Genomic DNA, 14,657 nt, shown 5'->3' with positions numbered 1-14,657 from the left:
TAGATGATGATTCGTCTGGCTTCAGAACGCTCAGGAGAACCGTGTCAGACTTCCTCAACTACCTCCTCACACTGGTCGGGATGGCCATCGCGACGGGCATCATGCTCGGCGGTTTCGTCATGCTCTACATACCCGCGGTCTTTGCACTCTCTCCCTATGAACGACCGCCAGGTCCCGGCCCGATCCGGCGTCGACGTCCGCGACGTGGCTACCTACGACGCATGTTCGGCCTGCTGGGCGCGACCGGACTCGCGGCGGCCCTAATCGCCAACTTCATCGTCAGCCTGCTTGACGGATCAGTGCCGCGGTCAATTGCTATCGCCGTCGGGGCTGAGCTGAGCATCTTCGGCGCCACCGCGGCGATCTACTCGTACTTCGCGCTGCGACGGATCAAGCGAACCGACCTGCGATGGCTTCGCGCTCACTCCGTTCCAGGTCGGCACATCCACGATCTTGCGCGCTCTAGAGTGCTCGTCAACCTCGCAGGAGCCATCATGGTGGCCTGCGATCAGTTCCCGTTGGTGTGGATGGCAGCCCTGATCTGGGATCCTCCTAGCCGCACACCGGGTGCCATCGCCGCCGGCTTCGTCAGCCTCTTGGTTCTCGGCTGCCTTCATCTGCTTGCGGTACTGACCAGCGACACCTTCAACCCGACAGATGCCTTGCTCCGAGTGCTAGGCCGCGCCTGCGCACCCGAAGAGCAGCCAGCTGGCGAGGTCCGTAGCCGTCGGCGATCCAGCATGACCCACAACACGCCGCAAGAGATCTTCAACTCCGGCCTCAGCCCACAGCACTCGGCCTTGATACAAACGCAGAAGCGCCTGCGTGCGGTGCTCTGGCTCAGGCTTCGGCAGTGGTCGTGGCTCGATCGCAGCGCAGTGCTCCGGAGTACGGTCCCCCTCTTCGACGACCTGACCCGACTAGCCTTGTCAGGCCTACCGGCGGCCAGCATCAACTCCGACATCACGATCACACGAATTGTCAGACTCGCCGTCCTCGGCGACTTCCGCGTCCTCGGCGCCGAACGGCTACATCTCGCAGATCTCGCCGACCACCGGGCTTGGAACCCGTGGCGCCCCCAGGGCATGTACAACAAGGTCCTCGCGGCTGCAGCCGCAGCCGGCGCGCTCCTAGCCACCATCAAGAACTTCATGGCCTGACAACCGAAACAGCGCTTACGGCCAGGGCTCAGCGTTTCGAGGCTGCACTCAGCTGCGCCCGTCGTCGATTCACGATCGCGAGAATCTCGCCACGGACCACAATCGCGTTCGTGGTTTCACGCTCGGGACTACCTGGCCACCCGAACTCTAGAGCCGCCTTGGCCAGCTGGTCTTCAGGCGGCGGTATGTGATCGAAGAGCACCGCACGGGTCAGTTCGAGCCTCTCCTCGGACGCTCGTACTCTGGCTTTGAACTCCCCCTCGGCGGCCAATGCCTGCACCATTCGCTCGCTGCCAGCGTGATCGGGCTCGTCGGAGTCGGCGTCATACCGCAAGACCTGCAACCGCTCGTAAGCCTCCAGCAGCGCCACCGCGTCCAGGAACTGGTCACGTTGCACCATCAGCGCATGCTGACGACTCGCAACCTTGGACGCCTGCCTAACGGCGAACGCAGCCGCCAAAGCCGCAGCAGCCGTACCAACGGTAGTCACAACATTCAGAACGACGGCGAGGGTCTCGCTGACCACCGGGATCACTGCGCCGCCCTGTTCGCTCGTACCTTACTCGTCACCAACGGCTCGACTGACGGACCGCCTAAGCGAGTCACAGCACGGCGGGACCTTCGGCGGGTCGAGCCGGGAGGTGGTGGACCCTCACGAAGCCGAGTCAAAGCCGGCTCGCCGCTTGGCTCGCCCGTGTACGGACGAAACACCTGTGGCTGGATCCCCTCCTCCCTCGTCGAGACAGGCGCGTTGACTGTCCCTGTCTTCGGTTCAACCGAAGGCAGGCTCCTACGCGGATCCAATCTGCGGTGGCTACTGAGGCCGAGGAGATCGTTTAGAAACAGCCCAGGACCTACCAGCAACAGCAACAACCACGGCGCGACGAGGAACAGAAATCCAGTAATCAAGCTACGTTCGCGCACCGCTGCGCACAGCGATGCGAGTAGCACCAAAACGGTCAGCTCCACGGTCGGGATACCGATCTCCAGGGCCAGGAGTATGCCGACCATTGTTCCTCCGAGCACACGGCCGTTGGCAAGCCACTCCCCTAGCCCTCTCCGGACTCCCAAGGCGATGACGAACATCAGCACGACCACCAGGTAAGCCAGTGCGTCAGATCGGTCGTCCAACCAGGTCAAAGCCGGAGTGATCGACCACGACAGCCCGCACCAGTCGATGGCCGACTGCAGCTCCCGACCTGGGCTCCTTCCAGTCCATAGCGACACCGCCGCGAGCCAGCCCAGACCGGACAGCAGCAAGAGTTTCAAGTCACGGACGGCCGTACCCGCGTAGCTGCTCGTTACGGCACTCGCAGCTGCCATCATCAGCTCGGTCATGCGGGGAGTCTCGCAGGGACCGCCGACAGAACTTCAATGACACATAGAGGGGACGGATTCACCGTACGTCGGCGCGAATGCGCACGACCTTCGCGATTGCATGCATTGCCCTCTTAGTGGGATGAGCAATGTCGCGCCGGCCGTGGGCGGCCGCTTCGGCGGCGGAGGCGAAGACCGGGACAGGCGAGACGTAGTCCCGGACGAGTTTGGCGGTCGCCTCGCTGATCCCGCCCTGCGAGACAGCGAGTCGTAGGGCCAGGAGTTCGTCACCGTCGTGGCAGGCGGCCCATCCGGCGCAGATTCGCCTTCGGCCACTGTTCGGATCGATCAGATGACAAAGGAACAGACCGTGAGGCTGGTCTGGAGTGGCTGCGTCGTACCTGGCCAGCTTGTCGTACTCGGATTCGTCCCAGACGCCGGACGGCGCATCGGTCCGGTACGGGGTCGGAGTCGCACGGCCGCGGAGCGGGCGGGTTGATCTGTTCGTCCACCTGGTCCGTTCACCTTCGAGTCTCGCGACGGGACTGGGCGAAGACTACCTCTCAGAGCTCCTTGGGCTTCCGCAGCGAGGTCCTTGCAGCCGACGCCGCGCAGGTGGCGCCGAGCCGCGAGCGGTTGACGAACTCACTACAACCCAGGTGTCGGCGGCTGATCGATTTCAACCTCTGTGAACTGCTCTCGGACGTATCGACGAGAGGGCGGTCCGGGTCGTGCGACGTAGTCGGACAGCGGCCGGGCGTCGAGGAGGCTGTGGTGTAGACGGCGTTCGCCGCCGGCGCGCCAGAGGGTGGCGGGGGTGTGTCCTGTGGAGAGTTCGACGGCTTGGACGTGGCGAAAGGCTCGTGGGAGGTCGCTGAGGTATTCGGCCCGTGCTTTGGCTCTGCCGTTATCCGGGAGCACGACGATCACCGTGTCTGCCTGCGCGTAGGCGCGCAGTGTCCGCACTTGCTCGGCTGACAGCAGCGTGTCGCTTAGCGGGATGGCGGCCCACTGCCTGGCGTTTAGCCGACTCGTGCGTTCGATCGCCAGAGCATCGAGTGGGTTGCTTACGAGGACGGGTACGGCGCCGGCCTGGAAGAGATCATGCTGCTCAGCGATCCCGATCAGGCTTCGTGATCGGCGATGGATCTGGGTCTGTGGTGATCTGGTGTAGTAGACGCCGCCGCTGCCTTTACGCAGGCCGACGAAGCCGACGACGGCGAGCAGGTCGTCTCGGGCCGGGAACATCAGCTGGTCGCGGAAGCGATCGACCAGGCGGCCGCCGGCGTCCTGGACGCCGAGTCCACCGCGGCGGATGGTGTCCAGATCGAAGCGTTGGGATTGGAGGTGGTCGACCAGGCGCGATCGCGCGTCCGGGGCGTAGCCAGCGAGCCAGGCCGAGGTCGGCTGCAGCACGTCACTCGCCCCAGAGCGCTCCAGATACTTCCAGGCCCAGGCACCGCGAGCTCGGAAGAGCTCTCGGCGGTAGAAGCGTACTGCGGCGTGGTTGACTTCAAGCAGTCGTTGGCGTTCTGCGTTGGTGGGTACCGCGCTCGGGTGTGGGTTCTTGCGTCCGATGCCCTTTCGCCAGGCTTCCAGGTGATCCATGCCGACGAAGCTCGTCGCGCGCGATCAGGTTCAGAACCTGGTTTCACTGTTCCAGGACTAGCAGTCGGCGATCTTCAGTTAGTTGCTTTAGGCGACGACTTACTCAGACGTCTCCGCGCTGCACCTCGCCGAACCTGAGTACCGGCACGTCATACAGGTCCTTCAGCCGCTCCCGCGAGAACTTGGGGCCTGCGACCTCGACGACGTACATCTCGGTGAGGAACTGGATCTTGGCGCCGAGCAGGTGGCTGGTGTGAGCGGCAGCGGAGTGGGCTTTGAGGCCGACCGAGACGTGAATGTGGGGTTGGACGGTGCCGGTGGTTTCGTCGTAGGCGAGGGTGCCGCCGCCAACGGCTTCGACGTTCTCGAGGTGGACCGAGGTCCAGACCGGGGCGTCGGGGTTTTCGAGCTTTTCGCAGGTGCCGACGAGTTGGACTTCGCGCATGCCGGCGATGAACATCGGGATGAAGCCCTGGCGGACGTCGTGCTGGGCGCAGAAGTTGGCCAGGGCGGTGTAGAAGTCGTCGCCGTGGTCGAAGTGGACCGCGAAGGTCCTTCCCATGGTGAGTTCAGCGGCGCGCAAAGTCGTCTCCTTCGAGGACGTCGAGGTGGGCGATGTAACTGATCGCGGTGTTCAGGCCGCGGGTCGACACTAGACGGCTGCGTGGATGGCAGATGTCGTCGACGCCGACCGCGGCGAGTTCGGTGCATCGTCTCCGGAACCACTCCCAGGGCACCCCGAGATACTCCGCCGCTGCCGCGAGGCGGCCGAGCGGCGTGGGCTGGGACGTCAGTGACTCGCCTGCGACCTGGCCGGCGAGCTGCCGGTACGTCGAGACGCGGGCCGGCGACGCGCTGGCCTCGACGGACCATAACCCTGGGCTGCCCAGCCAGTTCGCGACGATCGCCTGGTCGGCCAGAACGAACCCTTCGACCCGGGCATGATCCGGCTCGCCGCTGAGCTCGATCTGGATGTCGAAGGCCTCCATCAGGGCCATCGCGAGCAGGAACAGCACTCGTTCGTAGCCGGCCGACTCTTTGACCTCGGACTCCGGGATGCAGAACGCACGACGCATGGTCGAGAATCTTCGCCAGGTGCCCCGGAGGTAGTCGAACTTGTGCGCCCACAGCAACCAGGCCGCAGCCTCCTCACCCCGCTGCTCACGAGTCCAGAACAGCGGATCGCCGCCGATCGCGTCGAGATGCCGGACGATGTGGCGCGAGCAGAAGTACGACCCGAGCCACAGACTCGCTACCCGGTTGAGCGCGGGCACTTCGTCGACGTCGCCGCGCGAGTCGCGTTGGGCTTCTTGATGGGCGACGTATGCCTGGCTGCGCTCGAGCTGAGCGTCGTCGGCAAGGAGCGCGGCGTCGGCGTTCGTCGTCGCCCAAATGATCCCGAGACTCAGGTCGTCGACGACGTTCGCTGCCGGCACCGCCTGCAGACCGTCACTCCGGCTGGCACGGTCCATGAAACGCCGTCCGTCAACGACGTAGTGCCGACGGTCTCGATCGACCGCGACGACCAGCGTTCGCCGGTCCGGACGACCAAGCCCGGCCAGCATCTCGGCGTCCGGCTCGACGAGCAGCAGATTCGTCTGCTGGTGCTCCACCGCCGAGTAATGCGCCGAGATCTCGGCGCCGAAGTACGAGCGGCCGCCCGGAACGGTCACCCGCTCGATCGCGCTCGGCCTGCGCCGCTCCTCGGCGAGCGCGAGCAAGTCCACCGGCGCACGTGCGTACGCCCGACGCATGCGCGTGTCGTGGAAACCGAGCTCCTCGGGCGTCTCTACATCGAAGATCTGGCACAGCGCACTCCGCACGTCATCGCGCGGCCACGCGTACCAGCCACGCTCGTAGTCCGAGATCGTCTTCGACGTCATCTCCGCAGTTCGACCAGTCGCGTGGTAAATGACCTCATTGACCTTCTCGGCCAGAAGGTCTTGCGACATCGACCCCCGCGCCCGCCGAAGCAGCTCGTTCGGCTTCCGGTCGTCAGCCACGATCAACACTCCCCAGGTCGGGCAGCCCGACGCGACGCACCGCGTCCCGCCGGTCCTCTCCGATGTACGCCGACGCGAGCGGGTACTCCCCCGCCCGATCCAGAAGTCGAATGCGCACAGCCGGCACAAGCCAGCGGGGAGCGTGGCGCCGCCGTCCGACCACGATCAGCCGACCGCCACGAAGGCGTCCGGTCTCCTCGTGGATCCATCGTTCAGCGATGCTCCGCACGCTCGCCTTGGGAGGTCGGCTGAACTCAGCAACCCCAGATGCCACCGTCGACCACGAGCCGTCCAGGCTTCGGGTCGAAATCTCGAACGCGTACATCCGTTTGCCTCGCATGAGCCCTCCCAGGGTCCGTGCAGGCAGGATGCCCGGCGGCGGCCGGACAGCGTCACGGCACGATCCGACATCTCGAAGACTTCTCGGATGACCGCAAAATGTCCTGAAATGTCCTAGGTTAGGACTCGTGGCTAACGAACGACTGCGAGCGGCGATGGCTGAGCGAGGCCTCACCCATCATGCACTCGCAGAGGAGCTCGCTGTCAATGTGAAGACCATCGAGCGCTGGGTGCTGAAGGATCTCCTCCCCTTCCCCCGGAACCGCCATGCGCTGGCCACGCTCCTGGGCCGCGAAGAGTCGTACTTCTGGCCCAACGCGATGACCCGGGACCGGGCCGCCGCGGTGTCCGAGAGCGAGATCGTCAAGGTCTACCCGCGCCGATCGGACGTTCCCGGCGAAGAGTGGCGGCACCTCTTCGACGCCGGCGACCACGAGATCGGAATCCTGGTCTACGCCGGCTTGTTCCTGGCCGAGGACGCCGGCATCCAGCGACTGCTGCGGCGCAAGGCGAAGACGGGCGCGCGCATCCGGATCCTGCTCGGCGACGCGTCCGACCCGACGGTCGCCGGCCGTGGTCTGGAGGAGGGGATCGGCGATGCGCTAGCGGCGAAGATCCGCAACGCCATAGCCCTGTACGGCGATCTGCCTGCCGTCGCCGGAGTCGAGTTCAGACTGCACCGGACGGTGCTCTACAACTCGATCTATCGCGCCGACGATCGACTGTTCGTCAACACCCACATCTACGGACTGCCCGCCGCACAGGCGCCGGTCTGGTACCTGCGCAAGATCCCAGGCGGTGAGCTCGCCAGCCACTACTTGGAGAGCTTCGAGCGCGTCTGGGCCGAAGCCACCCCGATGACGGAGGACTGATGCCCGGACGGATCGACTACTACGACGACCCGGACGCGCCCGCCGCGAACAGCATGGTTCCGTCGGTGAACGTCGTGATCGAGAACGAAGCCGGCGAGATCCTGCTCATCGAGCGTTCCGACAACGGCAATTGGGCGCTGCCCGGCGGGGCGATCGATCTCGGCGAGTCCATGTCGCAGGCCGGCGTCCGCGAAACGAAGGAGGAGACCGGCATCGACTGCGAGATCCTCGACGTCCTCGGCATCTACACGGACCCGAAACACATCATCCTCTACACGAGCAACAACGAGGCCCGGCAGGAGTTCTCGATCCTCCTCCGCGCTCGCGCCACCGGAGGCGAACCGACGCCGAGCAGCGAGAGCAGGCAGGTCCATTGGGTCGCTCGCGACCAGCTGGCCGACCTTCAGATGCACCGCTCGATGCGGCAGCGCATCACGCAGTACCTCTCCCCCGGTTCGACCCTGTACTTCGACTAGCGCCGAGCTGACGCTGAACGGCGGACGCCGCTTGCCGGATCGCCGGCGCCGACCGCGTGATCGAGCGGTGGACGACGTGCCCGTTGCCGTACCGCATGAGGATCTCACTGAGCCGCTCCTCGACTCCGATGCGACAGCCATCCGGGTCTGTCGTGACATCGCAGTACGTCAGCGCATCGAGGAGATCCGAATCCGGAAGCGCAAACTCGTCAGCCAGCTCCGGGATATGCCGTTCATCGGCCTCGATGATCGCACCCGTGTGATGGGCCACCAGTCGGCATACGACGTCGTCGGCGACAACGACGTCGCGCAGGTACCGAGCGCCATCCAGCGGATGGAATCCCGTCGTCCGGATCAGCGGCGAGTACCCGATGTCATGGAGCCATGCCGCGACCTCGACGATCTGCGCGCGCTCCCCCAGCACGCAACGGAGCTCGCCCGCCCGCCCGCCGACCCCCTGCGTGTGCGCCCACCGCCGCGGCAGATGATCCCGGAGCATCCGCTCCGCGATGGATCGCGCTTCTTCTACAGCCATCACCCTTCGACAGTACGTCGTCGACCCGGACATGGTGACCACATCGTCAGAAATCTCCGGCCCGCCAGATGTCCGCCAATGCACCTGCTGTGGCCCGGTTCAGGTCGCAGTACGGCTGCTCAGCCGCGCGTCGCCTTGGGCTGCTGCCCAGACGAGCTCGAAGCTCGATACGTAGGTGTCGAACAGCTCGCTGTCCGCGGTCCGGCGGTAGTGGAAGACCGGCGACTCCCCGGCCGGAACGCCGTAAGAGTGCTGATTGACCAAGAGTTGGTCGTCGGCGATGTAGAGCGAGTTGTACGGCACGGCCGTGTGCAGGCGAAGCTCGATACCGGGCTCGTCCATCAGCAACCGCTCGAGGGCAGATGGCAGGGGCTCGGTGCTGGAGGTCCCCTCAGGCGACGACGTGAGAAGAATCCGCACCTCAGCACCTGCCCTGACCCGATCGCGGAGCGTCCGGATGACGTCGTGATCCGAGAGAAGCCTCGTACTTCCGGTCAGGATCCCGATCGCGGTCTGAGCGCCCGCGAACAGGGCGAGCCAATCCGAGCGGTCGATGGTCGACGAGCGCGGGTAGACCGCGACCAGATCGGACGGTCGATCCGTCCCTGCGACCGAGCGGTCGAGCGCTGGCCAGAGGATCGTGGCGTCGACGCCGAGCAGCTGTGCCAGGGCCGCGCGAGTGCCCGGATGCGGTACCTGGCCGTGCATCCAGTTGCGGACGGTCTTCGGATCCACGGCCAGCTCGGCCGATAGGTCAAGTTCGCTCAGGCCGGCCTCGTACATTGCGCGCCGAAGCACCGTGTTCACGCTGAACACCACCCTTACTCATGGGTAGATGTCGGTAAATGTCTGCTCGGACAGTAGCACGAAATGTCCGTAAATGTCTGCGGACGCGGTTCTGCTGTCCGGCCTGTCGCGACGAGGCTTGGACCACGCTCGGCAGCCCGCCGAGCAACCCGGCTACTTGTTGGAGGGGTGCCGAAGATGCAAGGCACAAAGGCATCTGAGGAGCAGCGTGTCCGCGTCTGGTACGGGAAGTTCGCCTTTGTCGATCGGAGGATGGCGCCGGAGCGCGCGGAGTCGTTCGCGGCTGCGATGGCGCACAGATTCAAGGGCCAGCCGGTCACGCTGAACCCGGCCGACCAGCCCGACAGTGCGCCTGGCCCCGACCCGAGGTGGCTCTATTTGCCCGAGCGCCGAAGGAACTCGCGGTGAGCGCCGGGCTCTGGATTCTCATCATCGGCACGGCCGTCCTGGCGATCGCGATGGCCAAGGATCTCGTCTACGACCTGAGGCGGGGTCGTAGATGAGCGGGCAGCGAGAACTGTTCGGCTTCCTGAACGAAAGCGTGTTCGGGTCCACCCGCGAGTCCTCCGATGCACGCAGTCGGATGGCCGCGTTCGCCGAGCGCTGGGATTACTGCCTGGCCAAGGTCTATGCGGAGAAGCCCGACGCCGAATCAGACGCCTTCGATCAGCTGCGCGCCGCGGTAGCGGGGGCGCAGGTGCCCGTCGTCGTACCGAGCGCAGCTCACCTGGCGCCGTACGGCGATTTGCCAACGGTCGTGGCCGAGCTGGAGCGTTCATCCGGCCACGCCGTCCTGGCCTCAGAGGCCTACTGATGCGGCGGGCGCTCGGCGCAATCACGGCGACGCGGGACGGCGTCTTGTCGTGCTCTGCCGCCCGCCCGCTTGGAGTCTCCGGCGTCGCTCAACCACCTCTGGCGCCGGAGACTCCCCCGTTCCACCTCATTCATCAAACCGGCAAGATGAGAAGGCTGTGCCATGAGTAACGTCATTCTGCTGCGTCCGTTGGTTCTGGGATACGCGCGGCTCTCCCCCTTCGCCGGCCACAGCCAGCACACGATGGTGGAGGCTCAGCTCTCCAGCTGGGCCAACGAGGCACGTATGCAGCTCGGGACCATCTACTTCGAGCGCACCGGCTCACCACCACACTTTGAACACGACGACGACGCGCCGGCCTTCACGGATCTCACTCTCGCCATCGAGCGCTCCGGAGCGTCCGGGGTGGTCGTTCCCTCACTTGATGCTTTTGGCAACCATCAGGACGCGCGGATTGCCGAACTGGAGGAGGACCTCGAAGTCATCCTCTACGTCGTCAGCGTCCATGACCCTCGCGACTAAGGAGAACCACTATGACAGCGAATCTGGCTGCTCCGCCGTTCGGCGTCCGGCATCTGGCCTCGCCACCGATCGCCCGGAAGGTCGACCTGCCGGTCTCGTACAGCGCCAAGCTTCAGCTGAACGTCGACACCAACGGGAACCCGTACCACGCACAGACGAGTTCATTGCCCGAGACGAACACCGAAACCGATACCGGGGACGGCCAACGGCCGGGTTCGGACAATGCGACCGACAACTACTGACATGAGTACAGTCCTGGTGCTGACCAACCGCGACGACATCACGGCCGACGCGGTCGTGCACGAGTTGATGAAGCGTCGGGTACCCGTGGTCCGCTACGACACCGCAGATTTTCCAGTGTGCTCGAAGCTCGCGGTGGAGTTGGGCAGCCAGGGCTGGCAGGGCACACTCGGCGGCGACCACCGCATTGACCTGGAGTCGATCAGCTCGGTGTGGTGGCGCCGTCCGGGCGAGTTCTCGATCCCGACGGAGTGGCCCGACGAGGCGCGAGCGTTCGCGGCCGCCGAGGCCCGCGTCGGCGTACTCGGAGTACTCGGCTCTCTGCAGGCACGATGGATCAACCATCCCGCCTGTGACTCGGCTGCGAACTACAAGCCGGTCCAACTCGCAGCCGCAGCACGAGCAGGTCTGGAAGTACCGGCGACTGTCATCACCTCCGATCATGCGCATGCTCTGCAGTTCATCGGGGCCGACGGCGTGATCTACAAGGGGCTGAGCGGCGGCGTTCTGACGCCTGACCAGCGTCACCGGTATATCCCGACGACAGTATTGCGCGCCGAAGACCTCGACGAGTCCGTCGCCGGTACGGCACATCTGTTCCAGGAGCGCGTTCCGAAGGCCTTCGAAGTTCGGCTTACCGTCGTCGGGCAGCGGATGTTCCCCGTTGCGATCCACGCCCACAGCGAGGCGAGCAGGCTCGACTGGCGGACCGACTACGCGTCGCTGACCTACGAGCGGCTTGAAGCACCTCCAGAGGTCGAGAAGGGTGTCCGCCTTCTCATGGAGGAACTCGGCCTGTTCTACGGCGCGCTCGACTTCGCTGTCACTCCGGACGGACGCTGGGTCTTCTTCGAAGTCAATCCCAACGGCCAATGGCACTGGCTCGCGGGGAAAGCCGACGTCCCGCTGGTCGAGGCCATAGCCGACGCCCTACAACGAAAGGATCAGCAGGCGTGACCGACTGGACTGACGCCAACGACCAGCTTGCCGCACAGATAACGGTCGATGCACCGGAGTGGCGGAGCGCCGTCCGTGCCACTCCCCGTCATCAGCTAGTCCCGAAGTGGTGGCAGCGGGTGGAAGGCAGCCCCGCTTTCGAGTGGGAGCTGGTTGTGCCGGACGCCGACGACCCGTGGCGCTCGACCTACTCCGACCAGACCCTGGTAACCAGAGTCGGCCCGCTCCACGCTGATCTCGCCGAGCCGACCGACGTGGCCAAAGGCGCGCCGACTTCGTCGTCCACGATGCCCGGGCTGATCGTTGACATGCTGCACCTACTCGACGCTCAGCCGGGGCAACAGGTTCTCGACATCGGCACCGGCTCCGGCTACTCCGCCGCGCTCCTCGCTCACCGACTAGGCGATGACCTCGTGACGAGCATCGACGTCGACAGGTACCTCGTCCGGGCCGCACGGAATCGACTGGCCGAGTTCGGCCGGAAGCCGCGGCTGATGGTTGCTGACGCAACCGATGATCTCCCGGAGGGCGAGTACGACCGGATGATCGCCACGGTGTCTGTTCGCCCCGTCCCCCGCTCGTGGCTGTCCGCACTCCGGCCACGCGGCCGAATCGTGACGACGATCGCGCAGACTTCGCTTCTCGTGTCCGCGACCTTGGGCAGAGGTCTGGTGGCGCGCGGTCGTGTTCAGCGTGGTCCGGCGAGCTTCATGCGTACCCGCAGTGCCGCCGACTATCCGCCGCGGCTGGATGAGGTCTACGCGGTTGCTCGCGATGCGGAGGGCGACGACGTACGAGACCTCCAGCAGCCGGCGCCGAACCTCTGGAGCGACTGGGAGCTGCGCACGCTGTTCGAGCTGGACACCTCGGGCGTCGAGCACCGATCGGCCACGGACGGCGGCGTCACGACCACCTGGTTGCTCGCCGCGGACGGTTCGTGGGCGCGTGCCGAGGAGGCGACCGGCCGGGTCCACCAGAGCGGCCCTCGCCGCCTCTGGGACGACCTCGAACGCGTCCGCGCTCGCTGGGACCAGGCCGCCCGCTTCCCGCTTCATGAATTGGAGGTCGAGTTCGGTCCGGACACAACCACCGTGACGAGCCCGGACGGCCTGTGGACTATCCGCCTCTAGCCACCCATCGTCCGGCGCTCGGCGGGTGAACCAATTGTTGCTGGTCATGAGGTCATTGACGGTTGCGACGGAACTGCCGACCGCACCCTGGACTACGGGGTGTGGATGGTGAAGTCGACGTCGAGGGTGTAGCGGCTGGGGATATAGGAGCTCGTGGTGTGCTCCAGGGGTCTCCCATCGGCGTCGAAGATGGTGCGACTCTCCGTAAGGAGAGCTGCGTGTGGAGTCACGCCGAGGTGCCGGGCGTGTTCGCCCGCTTCTCGAGCGCCGAACACGGCACGGCCGTTTGCTGGGGTGAAGCCGAGGCGTCTGATCGTGTCGTGGGCTGAGTCGTGTGTGAGGTCTGCGTTCAGGAGCTCGGCGAGTTCGGGAATGAACGCCGCTTCTTCCACGGCGATCGGCATCTCGTCCATCAGGCGGATGCGGGTGATGGCGATGACCTCGGCGGGGCCGCCCAGGGCGCGGGCCTCTACGGCCGTGGGAGCGCGCCTGTCCGCCGCGAGGACCTGGGACCTGGGGGTCTTTCCTGCGGCGATCGCCTGGTCGTGGAAGCTGAGGAGTTGCGCGGCGCGGCGGGTGGTCGGGGACTTGCGCACGAAGCTGCCGCGGCCGGGGACCCGCTCGAGAAGTCCGTCTCGCTCCAGGGTGGAGAGGGCAGCGCGTGCGGTCATCCGGGAGACGCCGAACTCGGCGGCGAGTTGCGGCTCGGAAGGAACGCGAGTGCCGTCGTCCAACTCGTCGATGCGGATGAGCAGCTCGCGCACGATCCGTTCGTAGAGCGGTTGCTTGGCCATGTCGCCTCCTCTCGCAGTCGACCCATGTTGCCAGAAACATGAGCGATCCATATTGTATAGACAACCTAGACAACATGGAGCTTCTGAGATGGCTGTTCCCGTTTCTGCCTACCCGGTGTGGACCGGAGACCTGCCGGCCGTCGAGACGGTCGCGAAGATGATCGACCACTCCTTGCTGCGTCCCGAGCTCACCACGAGCGAGGTGATGGACGGCCTCGCGATCGCGGCGCGTTACCGGACAGCGTCGGTGTGCGTACGCCCGGCCGATGTTCCGCTCGCGGTCGAGCGCCTGATTGGGACCGGCGTGGCGGTCGGGACCGTCGTGGGTTTCCCGCACGGCAGCTCCTCGACAGCGACCAAGGTCTTCGAGACGACCGAGGTCGTAGCGGCCGGTGTACGGGAGGTTGACATGGTCATCAACATCGGTCGTCTGCGCGACGGCGACGCGGCCTTCACTGAAGAGGAGATCGCCGCGGTCGTGGAGGCGGCCCAGGGCCGGCTGGTCAAAGTCATCTTCGACAACGCCTACCTCAGCGAGTCCCAGAAGGTCGCGGGCTACCAAGCTGCGGAGCGTGCGGGTGCGGCGTTCGTGAAGACGAGCACCGGGTTCGCGCCCAGCGGTGCTACGGCCGAGGACATCGCGCTCATGCGCGCCACTGTGAGCCCGCAGGTTCTCGTCAAGGCCGCCGGCGGGGTGCGCACCCTGGATGCGCTGCTGGCCCTGAACGCGCTCGGCTCGGTGCGCTTCGGCGCCACGGCCACATCGGCGATCCTCGATGACCTCCAGGCGCGTCTGACGGGTACCGCACCGGCTGCCGCCTCGAGCGACTCCGCCTCCTCGTACTAGAAGAGGCGGGACAAGGCATGACTGACACCGTCGTCCACGAGGGGCGACTTCGGCGGAACGAAGATCGAAGTCGCCCCTCGTGCGATCGGACGGATCGATCGTCGAAGGAACCAGGGTTCCGATCCGCGACTGGCCGCGAGGCGACGACGCCACAGCTCGTCACCGTCGCCGGCCGCACGGCGCTCCCCTTGGAAGGGAGACCAGACGGAACTCTTCGGGCAGTTCGGCCAGAACAC

At 65.7% G+C, this 14,657-nt stretch carries 18 protein-coding genes and 1 pseudogene; 10 read left to right on the top strand and 9 right to left on the bottom strand.

Annotated elements, in window-relative coordinates; all coding sequences use genetic code 11:
• Positions 1–41: 41 nt before the first annotated feature.
• On the top strand, positions 42–1,160 hold the full coding sequence (locus HPO96_RS35155) for a hypothetical protein (RefSeq protein WP_171678798.1): 1,119 nt from the start codon (positions 42–44) through the stop codon (positions 1,158–1,160).
• Positions 1,161–1,188: 28 nt separating this feature from the next.
• Here HPO96_RS35155 and HPO96_RS35150 read toward each other — a convergent pair whose 3' ends face one another.
• From HPO96_RS35150 to HPO96_RS35130, 6 genes and pseudogenes are all read right to left on the bottom strand, one after another.
• Positions 1,189–1,695: a hypothetical protein gene (locus HPO96_RS35150; protein ID WP_171678797.1), complete on the bottom strand. Its 507-nt coding sequence runs from the start codon at positions 1,693–1,695 to the stop codon at positions 1,189–1,191.
• Positions 1,692–2,498, bottom strand: coding sequence for a hypothetical protein (locus HPO96_RS35145; protein WP_171678796.1), 807 nt, complete (start codon positions 2,496–2,498; stop codon positions 1,692–1,694). The genes HPO96_RS35150 and HPO96_RS35145 overlap by 4 nt, the downstream gene beginning before the upstream one ends.
• A 58-nt stretch (positions 2,499–2,556) precedes the next feature.
• Positions 2,557–2,937: pseudogene (locus HPO96_RS39970) on the bottom strand (DUF6283 family protein); the annotation flags it as partial.
• 188 nt (positions 2,938–3,125) lie between these two features.
• Complete coding sequence (locus HPO96_RS35140) at positions 3,126–4,085, bottom strand: DNA primase (protein ID WP_171678795.1); 960 nt, start codon at positions 4,083–4,085, stop codon at positions 3,126–3,128.
• Between the two features lie 103 nt (positions 4,086–4,188).
• A complete protein-coding gene (locus tag HPO96_RS35135) occupies positions 4,189–4,668 on the bottom strand; it encodes a PPC domain-containing DNA-binding protein (protein ID WP_171678794.1) in 480 nt (159 codons plus the stop codon).
• Positions 4,655–6,088 carry a helix-turn-helix domain-containing protein gene (locus tag HPO96_RS35130; protein ID WP_171678793.1) on the bottom strand — a complete coding sequence of 478 codons (1,434 nt, stop codon included), beginning with the start codon at positions 6,086–6,088 and terminating at the stop codon, positions 4,655–4,657. The genes HPO96_RS35135 and HPO96_RS35130 overlap by 14 nt, the downstream gene beginning before the upstream one ends.
• 467 nt (positions 6,089–6,555) lie before the next feature.
• Here HPO96_RS35130 and HPO96_RS35125 point away from each other — a divergent pair, with 467 nt between their 5' ends.
• Together HPO96_RS35125 and HPO96_RS35120 are read left to right on the top strand one after the other, a co-directional pair.
• Entirely contained in the window at positions 6,556–7,299 is a 744-nt protein-coding gene (locus tag HPO96_RS35125) for a helix-turn-helix domain-containing protein (RefSeq protein WP_171678792.1), read from the top strand.
• Positions 7,299–7,775 carry an NUDIX hydrolase gene (locus HPO96_RS35120; RefSeq protein ID WP_171678791.1) on the top strand — a complete coding sequence of 159 codons (477 nt, stop codon included), beginning with the start codon at positions 7,299–7,301 and terminating at the stop codon, positions 7,773–7,775. Before HPO96_RS35125 ends, HPO96_RS35120 begins: the two co-directional genes overlap by 1 nt.
• Here HPO96_RS35120 and HPO96_RS35115 read toward each other — a convergent pair.
• Positions 7,732–8,310 (bottom strand): HD domain-containing protein, encoded by a 579-nt coding sequence (locus tag HPO96_RS35115; RefSeq protein ID WP_171678790.1) that lies wholly within the window; start codon positions 8,308–8,310, stop codon positions 7,732–7,734. The genes HPO96_RS35120 and HPO96_RS35115 overlap by 44 nt on opposite strands.
• Before the next feature lie 99 nt (positions 8,311–8,409).
• Entirely contained in the window at positions 8,410–9,117 is a 708-nt protein-coding gene (locus HPO96_RS35110; protein WP_171678789.1) for an XRE family transcriptional regulator, read from the bottom strand.
• 177 nt (positions 9,118–9,294) lie between these two features.
• On the opposite strand from HPO96_RS35110, the gene HPO96_RS35105 reads away from it, so the two are divergent.
• The 6 genes from HPO96_RS35105 to HPO96_RS35080 all read left to right on the top strand — a co-directional run bounded on the left by HPO96_RS35105 (position 9,295) and on the right by HPO96_RS35080 (position 12,780).
• Positions 9,295–9,525, top strand: coding sequence for a hypothetical protein (locus tag HPO96_RS35105; RefSeq protein WP_171678788.1), 231 nt, complete (start codon positions 9,295–9,297; stop codon positions 9,523–9,525).
• Between the two features lie 91 nt (positions 9,526–9,616).
• A complete protein-coding gene (locus HPO96_RS35100) occupies positions 9,617–9,931 on the top strand; it encodes a hypothetical protein (protein ID WP_171678787.1) in 315 nt (104 codons plus the stop codon).
• A 162-nt stretch (positions 9,932–10,093) separates the two neighbouring features.
• On the top strand, positions 10,094–10,453 hold the full coding sequence (locus HPO96_RS35095) for a hypothetical protein (RefSeq protein WP_171678786.1): 360 nt from the start codon (positions 10,094–10,096) through the stop codon (positions 10,451–10,453).
• 11 nt (positions 10,454–10,464) lie between these two features.
• On the top strand, positions 10,465–10,695 hold the full coding sequence (gene tgmA, locus HPO96_RS35090) for a putative ATP-grasp-modified RiPP (RefSeq protein WP_171678785.1): 231 nt from the start codon (positions 10,465–10,467) through the stop codon (positions 10,693–10,695).
• A gap of 16 nt (positions 10,696–10,711) precedes the next feature.
• Entirely contained in the window at positions 10,712–11,650 is a 939-nt protein-coding gene (gene tgmB / locus HPO96_RS35085; RefSeq protein WP_171678784.1) for an ATP-grasp ribosomal peptide maturase, read from the top strand.
• Positions 11,647–12,780: a methyltransferase domain-containing protein gene (locus HPO96_RS35080; protein ID WP_171678783.1), complete on the top strand. Its 1,134-nt coding sequence runs from the start codon at positions 11,647–11,649 to the stop codon at positions 12,778–12,780. The genes tgmB and HPO96_RS35080 overlap by 4 nt, the downstream gene beginning before the upstream one ends.
• Before the next feature lie 92 nt (positions 12,781–12,872).
• Here the strand turns inward: HPO96_RS35080 and HPO96_RS35075 are convergent, their stop codons facing one another.
• Positions 12,873–13,574: a GntR family transcriptional regulator gene (locus HPO96_RS35075; RefSeq protein ID WP_171678782.1), complete on the bottom strand. Its 702-nt coding sequence runs from the start codon at positions 13,572–13,574 to the stop codon at positions 12,873–12,875.
• A gap of 88 nt (positions 13,575–13,662) precedes the next feature.
• Between HPO96_RS35075 and deoC the strand changes: the two genes are divergently transcribed.
• Positions 13,663–14,421, top strand: a complete 759-nt coding sequence (deoC, locus tag HPO96_RS35070; RefSeq protein WP_171678781.1) for a deoxyribose-phosphate aldolase — start codon at positions 13,663–13,665, stop codon at positions 14,419–14,421.
• Positions 14,422–14,657 lie beyond the last annotated feature (236 nt).

Source organism: Kribbella sandramycini, assembly GCF_013131805.1.
Taxonomy (GTDB): Bacteria; Actinomycetota; Actinomycetes; order Propionibacteriales; family Kribbellaceae; genus Kribbella; species Kribbella sandramycini.
Note: the sequence above shows the minus strand (reverse complement) of the source record. Positions and strands in the feature narration are given on the sequence as shown.